We start from the raw sequence: 18,464 nt of genomic DNA on the forward strand, positions 1-18,464 counted from the left end.
CTTTCTCAGGCATACTCAAGCATACGTATCAATATACTCGCCCAGGCCGGGGGTGGGAGGAAGCATTTCCAGCTCTCCCATCGCCTGCTGCTCCATGTCCGACATGGTCTGCTTCTGAAGAGACATGGCATACTGCGTGGCCAGCCGCGCAGAGCTGATCTGCATGGAGGCGAGAGCGACTTCATTCATGGTTTTTCTTCTCCTTTCTGCTTGTTTTTGTCCGAGGGAAGAGCGCCCAGCAGCCCCAGCAGCTCGGCAGGGGCCGCCTCTTCCACAGCGGAGTCCCGGTTGGCCGCCGTGGCGTCCAAAAGCTCGCTGCGGAGGATGGAAATCTCTTGGGGCGCGGAAATGGCCAGTCGGACCCGTCCCCCCTCAATGGACACCACGGAGATGGAGATATTCTCCCCAATCACCAGGGACTCACCGGGTTTGCGCTGCAAAATCAGCAAGATGCGTCCTCCTCCCCGCGGCCAAACTCCGCCAGGGGGTGCCGCATTTCATACCGGCCCATAATCACCTGCCGGGCCTGCCGGGTCTCCGGATGGATGACCAAGGGGCACTTCAGGTTTACCGTACTTTCCGACACGGGGTTTTTCAGCGCGCACATCACATAGAACCCCAGCTCCCCCGCGTCCTTCACACCGAACTGCCGCAGCTCCGCCTCCTCCAGCACCGGCGCGTAGTCCGGCAGAAAGGAGAAGGGGTCCAGCACCACAAAGGCCAGGGCCGGGGTTGTCATGCTCTGAAGGCACAGCATGCTGCCGCCGCTTCCGTCAAACGGCATCAGGAGGAAGTCATGCTCCTCCTCAAAGCCGAATAGGCCGGCGGGAAAGCAAATCGCGTCCTTGGCCTCGCACTCGATCTCTCCGAAGTACTTGGTCTCCAGCTTTAAAATCTCTGTCATGCCTTCACATCCACCGGCTCGTAATCGGGATCGGCAGAGGGGGGCACGTACAGCGGCCCGCCGATATACTTGATGATAATCTCCGGCTTCTGCTTTACGGAAATCTCAATGTCGCCGGGGATGAACTCGAACTCGGTCTTGTTGACCCGCCAGTCGAAGTTCAGCTTATCCATCTCATAGCGGATGTTCAGCTCGCCGGGGTCCCAATCAATCTCCGGGCCCACGGAGGGCATGAAATCCATGGCGGGCTGACTGTACATCTCCTGGCTGATGGCCGTTTTGGCAAGCCGGGACTGCACATCCTCGCCGATCTGGGCTTTCAAATACAGTTCTCCTTCCTGGGCAAGGGCGGCAGTGGCGCTGTACGCAGCCTGCTGGCCTTTCTGGGCGCTCTGCTCGATGCTGCGGACAGCAGTGGGAACGATGGACTGGCGCATCTCAAATGTGTCCACATTCAGCTGAATGGGCCGGCTCTTGATACTCAGTCCCTTTTTGTCCCGGGAGATCTCCAGCTCCGCCGTGCCGCGGGTATACTGCAGCTGGGCCCGGGACGTCCGCATCTCAATTTCGATGGGCACTCTGGTAATCTCAAGCAGCTGTTCCATAGATCAATGGCGCACTCCTTTCTCTACTTATAATCTCTTATAATCTCCTTACAGACCGATATAATCCATCAGACTCTGGGAGAGGATGCTGTTGCCCACCTTCAGGGCGGTGTCGTAGGCGTAACGGGCAAACATATACTCCGTAATGGCCGCCGCCGGGTCCACATCCTCCAGCTCCGTGATCTGGAGATTCAGCGTCTCCGCCGTCTCGGTAAGAAGCTCCGTATTGTCCTTGAGGAAGCCGGTCTCGGTGTCCAGCTCCGTCCAGCGCTGAATCAGGAGACCCTTGGTATCCTCAAACTTCCCGGCCAGGGCCTTGAACTCCGCCTCTTCCTCCTCGCTGGCGAAGTGGCCGTCGTCCTCGTCGCAGCGCTGGAGAATCTCGCCCATGCGCTGGATGATGGAGACCATGTTGTTGGGCACGGTGACGGTCCGCTTTACGGCGTCGTCCCCCTCGCCCATCGTGACCTCCACCTCTTCGGTGCCGAAGTTGCCCAGGTAGTAGATGCCCTGGAGGGAGGCGTCAAACACGCTGGAGGAAACCGCCTCGCCGTTTTCCTCCTTGAAGCCCAGGCCCAGGTCCATATACTTTTTCTCGCTGTTGACGAAGTAGTTCAGCTTCCTCTGGTCCTCCGGGTCCATGGAGTCCACGGGCACGCCCCGGTAGCACAGGGCGTTGTGCTGCGCCTCCTCCACGTTGTTGGTGCCGGTTCCGTCTTCCTTCAGGTATTTGAATCCCGTGTCCGCCTTATAGCTGGGGTTCATCACCTCCACCCGCAGGGCCAGGGCCTCGTCGTCGGTGGTGGGCTGGTGGGGGTCCGTCACCACCTGCGCCATATACTTGCCGCCCTTGGACGGGTCGTCGGGGTCATAATCCTTGTTCAGCACCGGCTCCGTCAGGGCCTCGCTGATGTCGTTGGTGTACTTCACGCCGTCCGCCACTTTGGCGGGGTCGGCCATATACTGGTAGGCCGCGGCGTATTTTTCATCCTTGGGGTCCAGGACGGTATTGGGGTCCAAATAGCTGGGGTTCATCCGCGGACCGTCCCAGGTGAAGGGAACGTTCAGCGTGTCCGCGCCGGCGAAGATATAGTTGTCGCCATAGCGGGTGTTCATTTTTTGAACGATGCTCTGGGCCTTGGCGGCCATGGACTGGCCCAGGGCTTTCCGGCCGGAGGCCGTGGCCCCGTTCTCGCCCCGGATCAGGTCGGCAAACACCGCGTCGTCCGACAGGGCGTAAATGTCGGTGGAGATATTCTCCTTCACCTGCCAGGCCTGGTCGTATTTATGCCAGACGGAGTTGTTCACCGTCAGCTGGCTCTTGGTGCGCATAAAGGAACTGCGCAGCTGGAAGCAGCGGGTGGCAAGAGCGGGGTCCTCGGCATAGGTGTTGAAAGCCCTTCCGGTGAACACCGTGGTCATGCTCTTGGCCATGTTGGTGTTGGACGTATTCAGGTTGTAGCGGTAGCCTTTCAGCGTGCCGACAGTGGTTGTGCGCGTAATCATCAGAGCTTCTCCTCCTTATCAGGTCGTCAAACCGGTGTTGTTAATCAGCTTGTCAAGCACGCTGTCAATGGTGGTCATCAGCCGGCATGCGGCGTTATAGGACTTGGAGTACATCATCAGGTTCATGGCCTCATCGTTGAAGTCCACGGACGAGACGGAGTCCCGGTTCTGGTCGATTTGCAGGGCGTTTTCATAGGCGGTGTCCAGCATGGTGCCGGTGAGGCTCTGGTCCTCGCCCAGGGTGGAACCGATGCGGTTCCACATCTCGTAGAAGGTGCCGGTGAACATGATGCCGTCGCTGGCGCCCTCAGTCCCCGGCAGGACGTTGGGAATGTAGTCCATCTTCTCGGAGAACAGGCCCCGGAGGTGCAGGATGTTGCTGCTTTGTCCGGAGGCGGGCTCCAGCTCTCCCGGCGGGCACTCGAAGCTGCGGACAATCAGGGCGTCCGCGTCCTTCCAAATCTGGGAGATGCTGATGTTGGCGGCGGTGATGCCGGAGGGGTCGTTCCCGGCGGGGTGGTTGCTGAAGAGGACGCCGCCGTCGAAGATGCCTCTGGCGGTCTCCTTCCATTTCTCCGAGGTGGGATCGGCGGGGTCGTAATCCGGCCCCTTGAGGTAGGCGTCGACGATCTCCTTGAGGTTGTCGGGCTTGGCCTGATAGGTCAGACCCGTCTGATTCTGGAGCTCCTGCTGAATGGCCGGGTCCAGTTTATCCCAGGTATCGTTCTTATTCAGCGTATGCGTCACGCCGCCGGCGGTGATGGTCACCGGCACGCCCGCCGGTTTCCCCGCGGCGTTGGTGCCCTCGGTGATGTAATTCCCCTTGTCGTCCACCCGGAAGCCCTGGTTGGCGGCGTTGAAGGCGTTGGCCAGCTGGTTGGCCAGAAGGTCCAGCGTTTTCTGGAAATAGGGGATGCCCCGCTTGCCGGAGGCGCTCTCATCGCCGGTGCGGTAGGGGCCCGTCATATCCTTCTCGGCGATGACGCTGAGATCCGAAAACTGGCCCTGCTCCGTCAGCAGCTCCCGTTCGGCCTGGAGCTCGCCATAGAGGTCGTTGTCGTCCAGCTCCACGGGCTTGGAGGCGGTCTGAACCACCACCTGCTTGTAGTAATCGTAAACCGGCGTCTTGCCGTCCGCCTCATAGACGAAGGTGCCGTTGGGGTTCCGCCGGTGGACCTGCTTATACTTGGTAAGCGTGATGTCGTTGGCGGTGGGTTTGTCATTCTCCGTAATGACGCCGCCCTTGGCCAGGGCTTCCAGCGCGTCCTTCATGGCGGCAGCGTCAGTTTTGTCGATCAGCTCCTCCGGGCCCTTGCTGTTGGTGTAGAGGAGGCGGCCGATCTTGCTGCGCAGCTCGGACACGGTCATGTTCAGATTGGAGTTGTCAATCTGACGGGCCTCGGCGGGGTCGTCGGTATCCTCGCCGTTGGGCTTGAGGTACTTGCCCACGTATCCGGGGTCCCCGGGGTTCAGGTCCTTGTTATAAGCCGGGTTCTCCTCCGGCACCTGCTCCAAAATGAGCTGGGCGCCGTAAATACCGTCGATCAGAAGGCTGGAGTCCGTCTCAATGGCCCCGTTGGGGTTGGCGTTGCCCAGGCGGATGGTCAGCTTTTCGATCTCCACGCCGTAGCTGAACTCCTCCATGCTGTAGGTCACGTCGATCTTCACCAGCTTGGAGAGCTCGTCGATCTGGAGGTTCCGCTCGTCCCGCAGCTCCAGGGCGTTGTCGCCGTGAATGTCGCACTTGCGGATCTCCTCGTTCAGTTCACGGATGTTGTTGAGGATGCCGTTGACCTTCTCAATATCCTGATGGAAGTCGGTCAGGGTGTTCTGCCGCACCTGCTCCAGCTGGCTGGCGTAGGAGTTGAACTTCTTCACCAGGGCGTCCGCCGAGGCCCGGACGCTGTTGTCGTACTCCTGGTGGCCGGTCTGGTCCGTCAGGTCCTGAAGGGCAGTGAACAGCTTCTTGATCTCCAGACCCAGGACGCCGAAGCCGCCCTCGTCCTTGCTCTCGTCGCCCTTGCCCACCTCGTCCAGAATGCTGGCAATGCTGTTGAGTCCTTCCAGCATGGCGTCCATATGGCCCACGCTGGCGCTCTCTTTGCGGAAGCGGATGTCCAGATAGGGACTGCGAATCTGGGAGAGGCTGTTCACAATGACGCCCTGTCCCACCCGCACGTCGCCCTCGGCGTAGTAGCGGTCGCTTCCCACGGTGTAGAGGCTGCTCTGGTCCAGTCTCTGGCGGGTATAACCCGGGGTGTTGATGTTGGAAATGTTATTGCCGGTAACAGTCAGGCCGGTCTGGGAGGCATAGATCGCCAGGCGGGCCTGAGTAAAAGAACCAAACGTGCCAATGCTCATAACTTATAAAACTCCTTTTATCTCGAACGGTGTCAGCAGCGAAAATCCGTCCGCATGGACGGGGGGGGCGCGGTCTCCGACTCACTGTGGTAACCGGGGCCCGCCGCCTCGGCAGGGGGACCGCCCATCTCGGCCAAAACCCGTTCCACCTCCTGAAGGTTCCGCTCCAGAACGGTCCGGGTCTTCCCGGCGGCCTGCTGGTAAACGCGGTATTTTTCCCGCAGGTTCTCCACCGTCTGCCGGGCCTCCGCCTGGAGGGCGGGGGGACAGCGGTCCGGAACCTTGGTCAAGGGGACGCCGGTCAACCCCAGCTGGGGCAGCAGCTTGTCGCGGGTCTGCTCCAGCCCGCGGAAGGAGAGGCTCAGGGCCTGCTCCTGATTCAAAAGTTCGTTCAGCGCGGCCAAATCATCCGCCTGGGCGGCGGCCAGCTTCCGCTCGGACAGCACCGTCAAATTCTCCAGCCCCTGACCCAGGGCGCTCAGGAAGGAGAGGTAGGAACGAAACAGCTCTTCCATTTCTCACTCCTCCACCAAAAACAGCATCCGCCCGGCAATGGCCATGGGGTCCGGCCGGTACTCCCCGGTGGACACCTTCCGGCGCAGCTCCTGAATGTCGCCGGTGGTATTGGCGGTCCGCACCTCCTGAGAGAGGCGGCTGACCATTTCCATCTGGAAGCTCTTCCGCCCCGCCGGCGCGGAAAACTCGGCGGAATCATAGTTGTGCCCGGAGGCAGGCTGGGACAGCCCGCTCCGCTTCTGAGCGGGGAAATACGGTTTCGTCCGGCTGATGGTCGAGATGGGGCCGGAACCAGTAGAAGTCAGCATCATATCTCACATCCTTTGCAAATGACGGCAATCCATTTCTAACTATTCATTATTCATATCGGCAAATCGGCCGGAAAGTTAAGAACGGAAGGCAGATTTTTCTTGCTTTCGGGAGAATTCTTCCCCAGGGAGCCGCCGTTCCCCGCGCAAAAAAACAAGCCCGCCCCCGCATAAGGAGCCAAGCCTGTTTTTCCCAATTATTTCAATTTCAAACTCAATGCAGCGTCTTCAAATGCCGGAGCAGCACGCTGGCCACATTCTCGCAGGAGGCCTGCACGCAGACCGCGCCGATGTCGTTGGCCACCATGGGCATCCCGTACACCACGCTGGACTCCTTATCCTGTCCGATGGTGAAGGCGCCCTTCTTCCGCATCTCCAGCAGGCCCGCGGCCCCGTCCTGTCCCATGCCGGTCATGATGATGCCCACCATCTTGCAGCGGACCACCTCCGCCATGGAGTGGAACATCGCGTCCACCGAGGGGCGGTGGCCGCTGACCTTCTCCCCCGGCGTACAGGAGACGGTGTACTTCTCCCCAATGCGCACCACCCGGCACTGGAGGTCCGCCGGGGCCACCAGGGCCAGTCCCCGGTGAAGCTCGTCGCCGTTTCTGGCCTCCCGGACCTCCATTTTGCAGATGCGGTTGAGCCGGTCGGCGTACATCTGGGTGAAGCCCTTGGGCATGTGCTGCACAATGACCATGGGCGGAATATCCGCAGGGAGGCGGCGCATGACCTCCAGTGTGGCCTCGGTGCCGCCGGTGGAGGCCCCCAGGCCCACCACCACCCGGTCCAGCGCCAAGCCGCCCCCCAGGTTCGGCGTGGCCACCGCAACGGAGGGGCTGCGCATCGGGGCGCTTCGGACCTTGGCCATGGAGGCCACCAGCACCTTCTGCGTGAGGTTGGTGATGAAGACCTCTTTGCTCTCCTGCACGTCGGGCTTGCGGACAAAGTCCACCGCGCCGGCGTTCAGCGCGTCAAACACCTTCAGGTTCAAAGAGGACACCAAAATCACCGGCACCGGGTTGCTGGGCATGTATTCCTTCAGGAAGTCAATACCGCTTTGCCCCGGCATCTCCACATCCATGGTGATGACGTCGGGCTTCAGGCGGGGAATCTTCTGCTTCGCATCCAGCGTGTTGATGGCGTAGCCCGCCACCTCGATTCTTGGGTGGGCGGAGAGCCCATTGATAATCAGACTTCTGGCCAGGGCGGAGTCATCCACCACCATGACGCGGATTTTTTTCCCCAGTTCCATCGTGAGGGAACCACCTCCTTGTTATTTTTGGAAGGTCGCCGTAGCCAAACGGCGATAGGGCGCGTTCTGGCTCAGGTTTTCCGAGGCGCTGATCAGCAGATAACCGCCAGGGACGGTGGCGTCGTAAAACCGGCGGACCAGGGCATCCTTGGTGGGCTGATCGAAATAGATCATCACGTTCCGGCAGAAGATCACGTCGAACTTCCGGCGAAAACGGATGGGGTCCATCAGGTTAAAGGTCTGGAAGATCACGTTGTTCTTCACGGCGGGAGACGCGGTATGGGTGCCGTCCCGGTTGGGGGTGAAATACTTCCGCTTCCAGTCCTGCGGGATGGTGTCCGGCAGGTTATAGGTCCCCCGCCGGGCGCTGGCCAGCGCCTGGGCCGAAATGTCCGTGGCCAGGATGCGGGTGTCCCACTCCTTGGCTCGGGGACCCAGATAATCGTAGAGGAACATGGTGATGTTATAGGGTTCCTCTCCGCTGGAGCAGCCCGCGCTCCAGATGGCAAGGGTCTTGTCGCGCTCGTGGCGGCGGACGATCTCCGGAATAATATTATTGCAGAAATAGTCCAGATGTTCCTTCTCCCGCATGAAGAAGGTATAGTTGGTGGTCAGCTTGTTGAGAACCAAGGTGACCTCGTCGTTCTCCTTCTTGTCCAGAAGGTGGTTGACAAACTCCGCGAAGGTTTTGTACCCCAGCTTTTTCAGCGCCGGGGAAAGCCGGCTGGTGATGAGCTGCTTTTTCTGGCTCAGGTCAATGCCGTAGCTGGACTGGATGAAGTTCACCATCCGCTTGAAGTCCGCGTCTGAAATCGTCATGGGGCCAAACGCGCCGCCGGTTTTCATTTCCGTATCCATAGTTTTGTTCACCGCTTTTACGAAGAAGATTACTCGCCGTATCCGTGGGCGATCAGCTGCTCGCAGTCCAGCACCAGCATGGTGCCGGAGCCGTCGGGCAGAGAGCACATGCCAGAAACCAGCTTCTGGGCGCTCTGGGAGGGGATGGGGACGATGCTCTCCACGGGAATGTCCAGCATCAGGTCCACAGAGTCCACCTGAATGCCCAGCTGGTTGTTATTGTAGTCGATGACGATCAGGATGCCTTCCTCCGCAGGGGGCTTTCCCAGGCGGAGACGGATATCCATGATGGGGATGATCTGGCCCCGCATGTTGAAGATGCCCTGGATATAGTCCGGCATCATGGGAAGATAGGTGGCGGAGTAGGTGTTCATGATCTCCACCACCTGCTCGGCGTCAATGCCGATCTTCAAATTGTCCACGGTAAAGATCAGGTGCTTCCGGCTGCCCGCGCCCTCGTCCTCGGGAACGGCCTTCTCCACCTCGTCTTCCTCCACCTGAAACAGGATGTTTTCATTACTCATTGCGTTTCCCTCCTTTGGCGCTTAACTGTTCCGAGCCGCCGCGTAGAGGCCGCCCGCGTCAAGGATGATGCTGATATTGCCGTCTCCCAGAATGCTGCATCCGGTGATGCCGTAATTCTTGATGTCAAAATTATTGACGTAAGCGGGAAGGGGCTTTACGACAATCTGCTGCTCGCCCAGAAGCTCGTCGACAAACAGGCAGTAGGAGCAGTCGCCGGATTCCAGCCACATCAGGATGCCGTTTTCCATCTTCTCCGCGCCGCTGGGAAGATTGTAAAAATCCTTGGCCCGGATGACGGGATAGTAGCCGTCCAGCATCTTGACCATCTCGCCGTTGACGGAGTCGTGGAGAATGTCCGCCTCCGTGAGCTTGATGCTGGAGCGGATGTTGTTGATGGGGATGGTGAAAATGGAATTCCCCACAGAGACCTCCATGCCGTCCATAATGGCCATGGTCAGAGGGATGCGCATAATAGTGGTCATGCCCTTGCCCTGCTCGCTGGTGATGCTGACGGAGCCGCCCAAACTCTCCACGCCGCTTTTCACCACGTCCATGCCCACGCCGCGTCCGGAGAACTCCGTCACCTGGACGTTGGTGGAGAAGCCGGGGGCCATGAGGAAGTTCAAAATCTCCTTGTGGGAGTACTCCACGTCGGGAGAGGCGATGCCGTTGCGGATGGCCTTGGCCAGAACGGCCTCGTCGTTGACGCCGGCGCCGTCGTCGGAAATCTGGATGATGACCTCGCTGCCGGTGTCCTGGGCGGAGAGAAGGATTTCGCCCACGGGGTCCTTCCCGGCGGCGATGCGGTCCTCCACATGCTCCTCAATGCCGTGGTCCATGGAGTTGCGGACCATGTGCATAATGGGGTCGCCGATGGAGTCCACAATGGTCTTATCCACCTCGGTGTTCTCCCCCACCAGGGTGAGCTTCACCTGCTTGTTGAGCTTCTTGCACATATCCCGCACAATGCGGTTCATCTTCTGGAAGGTGTTGGACACCGGAATCATCCGCAGGGACATGGACACGTCCTGCAGCTCATCCGTCAGCTTCCGAAGCTGCCGGGCGGACTTGGAAAACGCGTCCAGATGGAGACCCTTGAGGTCCGGGGAGGACGTAACCATCGCCTCCGTGATGACGATCTCGCCCACGATGGCGGAGAGCTGGTCCAGCTTGCTCAGGCCCACGCTGATCAGGCTCTCCTTCTGACCCTGGCTCTGGTGCTGCTGGCCGGGGGCCGCAGCGGAAGGAGCCGGCGAAGCGGGAGCCTTCTGGGCGGCGGGAGCGGCCTCCTGGGCGGCGGGGGCGGGCTCCGGCGGCGGGGGCGGGGCGGGGGCAAAGTTCCGCTCCTCATAAGAGTGAACGGAGCCGGCGGTCATCACGATGGGCACAGCCCTGGCCCGGTCCGCCTCGCTGCGGAACTGGAGGAGGAAGCCGTTTTCAATCACCACTTCGGACAAAGAGGGGTCCGCGTCCACTCCGGCGGGCTGGTAAGTGAAGTCCGCATCGGCGCAGAAGCCCTGCACGGAGGTGACCAGCATGAAGGCCCGCAGGTTCTCCATGCCGCAGCCCTCGTCAAAAAAGACCCGCAGCTCATAGGGGAAATCGGCGTTGCCCTCCGTGGTTTGGACGGGAGCCGCCTCGCCGGCGGGCGCGGGGGCCGCCGGAGCGGGAGCCGCCTTGGGCGCCGGCTCCGCTGGAATTTCTTCCCCCTTAATTTTGGCGATTAAACTATTAATATTTTCAAGGAAACTGTCGACATCCATATTAAGGGGCTGCTCTGCCTCCACCTTCTCCATTTCCTCCCGGAAATAATCCACGGAGTGGAGCATCACGTCGAAGAGCGCGGGGCGGTCCTCATCCTTAACCACGGACATCGTCCCTTCCCGGATGAGGAAGAACATATCCTCAATGCGGTGGGAAACCCTGGCCAGCGTATCAAATTCCATCATGGCGGAGGAGCCTTTGATGGTATGCATGATGCGGAAAATCTCATTGACGTTGTCCTGAGAGAATGTATTTTCCTTTTCCGCGTCCAGAACAATGCTCTCCAGCTGCTCAAGAAGCGTGTTGGTTTCATAGATGTACATATCGAGAATATCATTGTTGCTCACGAAAACACCACCTTATCAGCCTTTTTCATTACTATCGACCTGTTGCGCTAAAAAAATAAGTAGCAGCGGCAAGTTTTTTCTGTGAGGTGTCAAGAATGCCTGATCTGCTCGGCGCCACCAATCCGGTCCCAGGCTACGACAAAAGCACGGTCAACCGGAATATTCCCGTCTCCCCCGAAAACACGCAAATCCAAAACGTCCCCGATACCACCCGGGTCGTCCGCGCCGACGGACGGACCGAACAGCAGGACAGCAACCTCCAGGGGGACGGCCGGATTCGCTACGACTCCAATTTTCAAACCTTCCTCCAGCGCCTCAAGGAGACGCCCAGTCTGGCGGAATGCCTCTCCCGCATCTTCTCGGGGCGGGAGGGCATCGTCGTCTCCTCCGGCCTCAGCTCCGGCATCGCCGAGGAGATGGGCCGCCTGCTGGAGATGCTGCGGATGGACGAGGCCCAGCTGATGGACTTCCTGGGGGGCCAGTTCAAAACCGGAACCCGCTTCGGCGGGGCCCTCTTCGCCCTTCTGCGCAACGCCTATGACCGCGCCTCCTCCGACGGGGTGCGGACGGATATCCTCCAATTTCTGAAGGCCTATGTGGACTTCGACTCCACCAGCCACATCGAGGGCAACCTCCTCCGGGACCTTCGGTCTATGGCGGACGCCATGCCCGCCAGCTGGGCGGAGAAGCTCCGGGACCTGACGGCGCAGCTCCAAAACGGCATCGCCGCGGGGAACCGGGCGGGGAACCTCCAGCTCCTCCAGCGGGAGATTTTCCCCTATATGTCCGCCTATGTGGAGCGGACCCACGACATGGGCACGCCCCGGGCCCTTCTGACCATGCTGGCGCTGAACGTGGCCCGGTACGAAAACGGCTCTGAGGAGAAGCTGCTGGAGGGCTTCCACCAGCTCAGCGGCTACGGCACGCTGAAAGGCCAGCTGGGCGGAATCGACGATCAGTCCCTCCTCCTGCTTTTGAAAAGCCGCGCCGCAGGGGAAGGAGGCGCCCGGGCCATTCAGTTTTCCAACCAGCTGGCCTCCGCCGCCGCCCGGGCCTTCCGGGGCGAGGGCAGCGCCGAGGTGCAGCAGGCTTTTCAGAACCTCATCGCCGCCATGCTGGTGAACGAGAGCGTTTACATGCCCATCAACCACTATCTCCTGCCTCTGGAGTGGGACGGGCGGATGCTCTTCTCCGAGCTGTGGGTGGACCCCGACGCCGAGGAGGACCAGGGGGGCCGGGCCGGCGGCCAGAAGCGGACCATGCGCTTCCTCTTTAAAATGGATGTGCAGTCCCTGGGCATGTTCGACATCATCCTCACCGCCCAGGGCAGCGACGTGGACGTGCAAATCGCCTGCCCGGAAACGGCGGTCCCCTTCTCCAAGCAGATCGGAGACGCCGTTTCCCAGATTCTCACCCGGAACGATCTCAAGCCCGCCCGGGTGGCCGTCCGGCGGATGGACCGCCCGGTCACGCTGACCGAGGTGTTCCCCAAAATCTTTGAAGGGAAGAACAGCGTCAATGTCAAGATCTGAAGGAACGACCCGGGCCAAGAAGGCCGTGGCCCTGCAATACGGCCCAGGGGACACCGCGCCGGTCATCGTGGCCTCCGGCATGGGATACCTGGCGGAGAAGATCGTGGAGACCGCCGCCGACTGCGGCGTGCCCATTTATGAGGATAACTCCCTGTCCACCATTCTCACCCAGCTTCAGCTGGGCCAGGAGATTCCGGAGAGCCTGTATCAGGCCATTGTGGAGATTTACGTCTACTTCCTCCACTTTGACCCCTCGGGCAACCTCCAAAAGAAGCAAGAGGAGCGCGGCCAGGCGCCGCAGAGCGACACGCAAAGAGAGGGAACAACATGACCTATCTGATTTTGGACACCCAGAACCACGCCCTGGCCAGCGGCGAGCTGGCCACCCCGCCGGGGACCACCCCCATGCGCCTGAACGTCCTGGAACACAAAGTGGACGACGTGATGCGGCACGAGGTGATTACCCTCTTCAGCTCCAGCAGCGACGAGCCGCCCGTCCAGTGCCGCATCCTCCGCCAGCGGGGGGACACGGTGCTCCTGGAAAAAATCGCCACCCTGGACCCGGAGGTCCGAAGAAACCTGCGGGTGCCGGTGAAGTTCGACAGTTTTATTTACGCCCTCCCCGATTCCCCCTGGCAGGGGCGGCGGCCGGTGCAGTCCATCGACCTCAGCTGCGGCGGCATCGCCTTCTACGCCGGCTGTCCGCTGGAGCTGCATGAGCAGATGGAAGTCGTCGTCACGTCCACGGAGAATCCGGTGATTCTGCGGTGCGAGGTTCTGCGCAAGCAGGAACTGCAAAACGGCCGCTTCATGTACGCCACCAAGTTTGTCGGCATGTGCGAGGACGAGGAGGTCGCGGTACGGGAGGCGGTGTTCAGCCTCCAGCTGCAAAGCCGCGACACTCAGGATTGAAGAAAAGGAGGAAGATCAATATGATGGCAAATGCCCGCGCCCAGCGCGCTTTTGTACCAGGGTTCGCCCGGCTGGCGGCCCTGGTTCTCGCTGCCCTGACGCTATGCGCCGCCCTCTCCGCCCGCCCCGCCCAGGCGGCGGAGTGGATGGAACCCTACCTGGAACAGGTACGGGAGTGGGGCGTCATGCGGGGGGACGCCTCCGGCAATATGAACGCGGACCGGGAGATTACCCGGGCGGAGTTCGTCACCCTGGTCAACCGGGCCTTCGGCTATACGGAGGTGGGACCCCACACCTTCACCGACGTGGCCCCCAACGACTGGTTCGCCGAGGACATCAGCATCGCCCATCAGGCGGGCTACTTCAACGGCACCAGCCCCACCACCGCCTCCCCCATGAGTCCGGTGACCCGGGAGCAGGCCGCCGTCCTTCTGGGGCGGAGCCTGCGGCTCCAGGGCGTCACCGGCGCCGCCAATTCCACCTTCACCGACATGCAGGACATCGGCGGCTGGAGCCGGGGACTGGTGCAGGAGGCCGCGGACCTGGGCATTGTCCAGGGCTATCCCGACGGCAGCTTCCGCCCCGGTCAGTACATCACCCGGGGCCAGATGGCCTGCTTCCTGGTCCGCGCCCTGGGCACCCTGGTACAGGAGCCCGGCGAACAGGCCAGCGGCGGCGTGTACGGCAACCTGACCATCAACGCCCCCGGCGTGAAGCTGAAGGACACCACCATCACCGGCAACCTCTATCTCACCGGCGGCGTGGGCCTGGGGAACGTGGAGCTGGAAAACGTCACCGTCCTGGGCAAGATCGTCCTCTGCGGCGCCGGCGAGGCGGAGCGGGGCGACCACAGCGTCATTCTGCGCAACGTCACCGCCGGCACCCTGGAGGTGGACAGTCTCACGGACCAGTTCCTCTCCGTTCAGGCCGAGGGTCTCACCAGCATTGACAACACCATCGTCCGCACCTCCGCTTATCTGGAGGACCTGACGGAGGACGGCCTGGGTCTCAAGAGCATCCGGCTGGACGGCGAAGACGGCGTCCAGCTCCAGCTGGCGGGCAACATCAAGGACGTCACCAACCTGACTCCCAATTCCGCCCTCCAGATCGCCCAGGGCGTGGCGGGCACCGTCACCGTCGACGAGCGGGCCACCAACACCACCCTGAGCATCGACAACCGGGCCATCATCAACAATCTGAACCTGGACGCCGGCACCCCCGTCACCGGCGCGGGCAGCGTCAGTCATCTGAACATCAACGCCCCGGGTTCCAACGTCTCCATGCTGCCGGACACCATCACCGTCCGCCCCGGCATCACCGGCAACATCAACAACCAGAACATGAACAACATCTCCGCCGCCGAATCCTCGGAGGAGCCCCGGCTGCTGGCGGGCTATCCTGTCGCCCGGAACGTGGCCCCCACCTCCGCCGACGCGGTGTTCAGCACCAATAAGCAGGGCACCATCCACTGGGCCATCACCGCCTTGATGGACGGCTCCCTGGGGGAGGAGGAGCTGATGAACCCCTCCGCCTACTCCGCCAAGATTATCCGCAGCGGCACCGTCGCCGCCGCCAACTCCAGCACGGAGTACACCGCCCGGCTCACCGGACTGACCCGGGAGGGCTCCTATTACATCTCCGCCCTGGTGGTGGACGCCCGGGGCCACCGGAGCCCCGTGAAAGTGGCCGCCTTCACCACGCCGGACGACTCCACGCCCAACTTCGCCACCGGCTATCCCCAGGAGCCCGTCCTCACCGTGGACGCCGACGGCGAACAGGTGGCCCAGATCATGGTCATGCCCACCAAGGACTGCCAGATGTACTACGTTCTGCTGCCCAGCGGCGCCACGGCCCCCACAGCGGCGGACTTCCGCTCCGCAGCCCTGCCCGGAAACCTGGGCTTCGGCATCGTGCGCCTGCGGAAGAACACGCCCTTCCTGGTCTCCCGCATCAACTCCTCGCACCTCCAGGAGCAGACCACCTACAACCTCTACCTCTGGCTCAACGACGCGGACAACGGCCGCAGCTCCGCCGTCCGCCGGGTTCAGATCACCACCCGGGACCTGACGCCCCCCACCATCCAGCACCTCACCGTCACCAACATCGCCGCCCAGCAGGTGCAGCTGTCCTTCGCCCTGGATGAGCCCGGCATGCTCTACTGGGCCGTGGTCCGGCAGGGCACCAGCTTCTACGCCAGCGGCATCGACAAGGAAAACCCGGGTCTTGCGGGGCAGATTCAGATTGAAAACGGCACCGGCACCAACGTGGTCCGCCGGGGCGGCCCCATCCGGGCCAACCAGGCCTCCACCGACGTCACCTTCACCGTGGCCGGGCTCCAGCCCCAGACCGCTTACGATCTCTACTACGTGGCCAAGGACCTCGCCGGGAACTACTGCGTGTACTCCCAGACGCTGACGCCGCCCATGGAGATCAACACCCTGGACAACGAGGCGCCCACCGTCACCCAGGAGTTCACCAACGACGGCGACGGCCCGGAGAGCCACCCCACTCCCTACCCGGACTCCACCATCCGTCTGGTCTTCTCCGAGGTGGTCCTGGCCGCCCGGAACGAGGCCGGCGAGTGGAAGTACGACAGCTTTGAGGACGCCTGGCGGGACGCCCAGGGCGGCTCCGCCGAGAAGCAGAAGGTCTTCGCCGACCTCCTGCGGGAGCACATCAAGCTCTACCGCCGCCCCGCCATGGGCCAGCCCCAGCTGGTGACGGAGCGGACGGCGGACAACGAGTCCACCATCGGCGACAGCTGGGTCATCGACTACCGCAAGGCCGTGGTCCAGCGGGACCCCTCCGGCAGCGGCGAGATGTACATCACCTTCCCCTATGAGGAGGACAGAGGCCGCAGCGCCCTGAACCTGGGCAGCGGCGAGACCTATTACTTCGTCGTCTCCAACGTGGCGGACAACTCCGACGCCCACAACCGCCTGCAAAACAGCGCCGGCAACCGGGAGGGCTTCCAGCTTCCCGACTTTACCACCATCGACGCCCGGCTCCACATCACCGCCGGCACCGCCATGGGCACGGTGGGCGGACAGAACATGGTCTTCGACATGAACTTCCGCCTCTCCCCGGAGGGCACCGCCAACGTCAACAGCGAGGTGCTCTGGGACATGATCTTCTGGGCTGACGAGTCCCTGGCCTTCAAGCTCTACTGCAACGACGGCAGCGGCTGGCGGCAGTTGGGCGGCGAGGCCGAGATTCACACCAACGCCCAGCAGCCCCGCACCGGCATCAGCATCACAAAGCTTTTGCTGGGCTCCAGCGGCGGCGTGCCCAATTTCGAGCAGCTCAATCAAGTCAGCGGCGTCCGGGATTACGGCATCATGATTACCCGCCGGGGCGACTCCACTGATAGCGAGACCTGGAGCGGGGACGTCACCCTCACCATCATGCCGGTGGCCGGGGACCTGAACTCCCTGACCAATCTGGCCGGGAAGAACCTGACCCCCAGCGCCTACCAGGCCCACCAGAACAGCAACTACGCGGTGCGGGAAATCGGTATCCCCCGGGAGTATCAGGTTTCCAAGCCCTTCGCTGACACCAAAATGCCCACCTTCATTGAGAACTATCCCCGCTTCACCCCCACGGACAGCGGCGTCAGCATTGACCTGATGGCCAGCCGGGACAACTGCAAGTACTTCTGTGTGGTCACAAGAGTCAACAACATTCCCACCACCCTGGACGACGGCTCCGCCAACGCCGGAACCCCCATCACCCTGGACACCTGGCGGCTGCTGCCCCAGTCCGGCGGAGAGCTCCGGGACGCGAACGGCCTGAATCCTCAGGCCCCGGGCAACGTGAACCCGCCGTCCACCACCTCCATCACCAACGGCACCACCTATGTGGGTCCGTCCTACATCATCCGCAACGGCTCCTGCGGCCGCCGCGTCACCAACATCAACATCACCGCCTCCGACCCTGAGGGCGGACTGGACGCCAATTCCGAGTATGTGGCCTACTTCGTCCTCCAGGGCGACGATCCCACCTCCGCGTCCAAGGTCTACGCCTTCCGCTTCCAGACCGAGGCCGTCACCCGGCCCGTACTGTCCGTGACGCTGAACAGCCCCATGGGCATCATCCAGTCCAACCGGGAGGCGGACGTCTGGTACGCTCTGGTCACCGCCGGCACCACCCAGGCGCCCTTCAACCTGACTCTGGCGGACTGCGCCCCCGGAAACCCCAACTGGGACTCCAACTCCGCAGCTCAGGCCAGCTACGGCAGTCTCTCCGTTCTGGAGGCCATGCGCATGGAGGCTCCCAGCGGCATGACCGGCTCGCTGTTTGACGCCTTCGCCAACCTGGACAACAGCAACACCATGGCCATTGTCAACGTGGTCAAATCCTCCGGCTCCTCCGCCGGTTCCATCCCCATCGCGGCGGGTCCCGTGAACCTGAACAGCCAGAACAACCTGCGGACCTCCGTGAACTTCTCCCAGTATCTGGTGGGCAACGCGGAGTACTGGCTGGTGGCCGTGGGCCAGTGCCAGGGCACCTCGGGCCACGCGTTCCGTTCCAACCGCTATCTGCGCAACACGGACACCACGCCTCCTCAGGTCACCGCGCTGGACACCAACATCAGCAGCGGCACCATCTACACCGTGGATGACCGGCAGCTCGCCTATACAGAGCGCTACAGCGGCACGCTGTACATCACCTTCAGCGAGGCCCTGTACTACCGCGAGTCCGCCGAGGTGCGCAAGCAGATCATCGACGCGCAGAACGTCGCCGACCCGCAGAACCGCTACATGAGCAGCGTGGCCCTGCTGGGCAGCAACAACCCCAACTTCCATATGCTCTGCCGGGTCACCAACTTCAACCCCAACAACCCCCAGGACTGCATGGACCTGCGCATCCAGTTTGAAAACTGCGGCGACGGCGACTCCGTCACCTTCGACGCCAACCTCTGCGATGTGAACAACAACCCGGGCTCCCGCCCCCTGACGCTGACGCTGCGTCTGGTGGAGGAGAACGGTCTCCTGCGGCCCAAGTTCGAGTTTGCCTCCACGGCCATTGCCGGCATCTGGGACGGCAGAACCAACGTGCGCAACTGACCCCT

General features: G+C 62.0%; 16 protein-coding genes. 4 read left to right on the forward strand and 12 right to left on the reverse strand.

The genetic code is table 11. The features are described from left to right. Window positions 1-15: 15 nt before the first annotated feature. The 12 genes from QZ329_RS03780 to QZ329_RS03835 all read right to left on the reverse strand — a co-directional run bounded on the left by QZ329_RS03780 (window position 16) and on the right by QZ329_RS03835 (window position 10,949). Window positions 16-189 (reverse strand): putative motility protein, encoded by a 174-nt coding sequence (locus QZ329_RS03780; protein ID WP_295748459.1) that lies wholly within the window; start codon window positions 187-189, stop codon window positions 16-18. Beyond that, window positions 186-449 carry a carbon storage regulator gene (locus QZ329_RS03785; protein WP_295748460.1) on the reverse strand — a complete coding sequence of 88 codons (264 nt, stop codon included), beginning with the start codon at window positions 447-449 and terminating at the stop codon, window positions 186-188. The genes QZ329_RS03780 and QZ329_RS03785 overlap by 4 nt, the downstream gene beginning before the upstream one ends. Then, window positions 443-904 (reverse strand): flagellar assembly protein FliW, encoded by a 462-nt coding sequence (locus tag QZ329_RS03790; RefSeq protein ID WP_295748462.1) that lies wholly within the window; start codon window positions 902-904, stop codon window positions 443-445. The genes QZ329_RS03785 and QZ329_RS03790 overlap by 7 nt, the downstream gene beginning before the upstream one ends. Then, window positions 901-1,509, reverse strand: coding sequence for a DUF6470 family protein (locus tag QZ329_RS03795; protein WP_295748464.1), 609 nt, complete (start codon window positions 1,507-1,509; stop codon window positions 901-903). Before QZ329_RS03795 ends, QZ329_RS03790 begins: the two co-directional genes overlap by 4 nt. Before the next feature lie 48 nt (window positions 1,510-1,557). Then, window positions 1,558-3,015 (reverse strand): hypothetical protein, encoded by a 1,458-nt coding sequence (locus QZ329_RS03800; RefSeq protein ID WP_295748466.1) that lies wholly within the window; start codon window positions 3,013-3,015, stop codon window positions 1,558-1,560. An 18-nt stretch (window positions 3,016-3,033) separates the two neighbouring features. Next, window positions 3,034-5,376, reverse strand: a complete 2,343-nt coding sequence (locus tag QZ329_RS03805) for a flagellar basal body rod C-terminal domain-containing protein (RefSeq protein ID WP_295748468.1) — start codon at window positions 5,374-5,376, stop codon at window positions 3,034-3,036. Between the two features lie 32 nt (window positions 5,377-5,408). Further along, complete coding sequence (flgN, locus tag QZ329_RS03810) at window positions 5,409-5,891, reverse strand: flagellar export chaperone FlgN (RefSeq protein WP_295748469.1); 483 nt, start codon at window positions 5,889-5,891, stop codon at window positions 5,409-5,411. A 3-nt stretch (window positions 5,892-5,894) separates the two neighbouring features. Then, on the reverse strand, window positions 5,895-6,203 hold the full coding sequence (locus tag QZ329_RS03815) for a flagellar biosynthesis anti-sigma factor FlgM (protein WP_295748471.1): 309 nt from the start codon (window positions 6,201-6,203) through the stop codon (window positions 5,895-5,897). A 211-nt stretch (window positions 6,204-6,414) separates the two neighbouring features. Continuing rightward, entirely contained in the window at window positions 6,415-7,455 is a 1,041-nt protein-coding gene (locus QZ329_RS03820; RefSeq protein WP_295748473.1) for a chemotaxis response regulator protein-glutamate methylesterase, read from the reverse strand. A gap of 21 nt (window positions 7,456-7,476) precedes the next feature. Beyond that, window positions 7,477-8,313, reverse strand: a complete 837-nt coding sequence (locus tag QZ329_RS03825; RefSeq protein WP_295748475.1) for a protein-glutamate O-methyltransferase CheR — start codon at window positions 8,311-8,313, stop codon at window positions 7,477-7,479. Window positions 8,314-8,342: 29 nt separating this feature from the next. Next, window positions 8,343-8,837 carry a chemotaxis protein CheW gene (locus QZ329_RS03830; RefSeq protein WP_295748477.1) on the reverse strand — a complete coding sequence of 165 codons (495 nt, stop codon included), beginning with the start codon at window positions 8,835-8,837 and terminating at the stop codon, window positions 8,343-8,345. A 21-nt stretch (window positions 8,838-8,858) separates the two neighbouring features. Beyond that, window positions 8,859-10,949: a chemotaxis protein CheA gene (locus tag QZ329_RS03835; RefSeq protein WP_365351381.1), complete on the reverse strand. Its 2,091-nt coding sequence runs from the start codon at window positions 10,947-10,949 to the stop codon at window positions 8,859-8,861. A 95-nt stretch (window positions 10,950-11,044) separates the two neighbouring features. On the opposite strand from QZ329_RS03835, the gene QZ329_RS03840 reads away from it, so the two are divergent. From QZ329_RS03840 to QZ329_RS03855, 4 genes are read left to right on the forward strand one after another with little or no spacing between them, the layout of a single operon-like run. Continuing rightward, window positions 11,045-12,481 carry a hypothetical protein gene (locus tag QZ329_RS03840; RefSeq protein ID WP_295748479.1) on the forward strand — a complete coding sequence of 479 codons (1,437 nt, stop codon included), beginning with the start codon at window positions 11,045-11,047 and terminating at the stop codon, window positions 12,479-12,481. Next, window positions 12,468-12,812: an EscU/YscU/HrcU family type III secretion system export apparatus switch protein gene (locus QZ329_RS03845; RefSeq protein ID WP_295748481.1), complete on the forward strand. Its 345-nt coding sequence runs from the start codon at window positions 12,468-12,470 to the stop codon at window positions 12,810-12,812. Before QZ329_RS03840 ends, QZ329_RS03845 begins: the two co-directional genes overlap by 14 nt. Further along, window positions 12,809-13,393 (forward strand): PilZ domain-containing protein, encoded by a 585-nt coding sequence (locus QZ329_RS03850; protein ID WP_295748483.1) that lies wholly within the window; start codon window positions 12,809-12,811, stop codon window positions 13,391-13,393. Before QZ329_RS03845 ends, QZ329_RS03850 begins: the two co-directional genes overlap by 4 nt. 20 nt (window positions 13,394-13,413) lie before the next feature. Next, the gene (locus QZ329_RS03855) at window positions 13,414-18,459 is read left to right on the forward strand and encodes an S-layer homology domain-containing protein (RefSeq protein WP_295748485.1); all 5,046 of its coding nucleotides are present in this window, start codon (window positions 13,414-13,416) and stop codon (window positions 18,457-18,459) included. The last annotated feature ends 5 nt before the right edge of the window (window positions 18,460-18,464 follow it).

The organism is uncultured Oscillibacter sp., from assembly GCF_910579365.1.
Lineage (GTDB): Bacteria > Bacillota > Clostridia > Oscillospirales > Oscillospiraceae > Oscillibacter.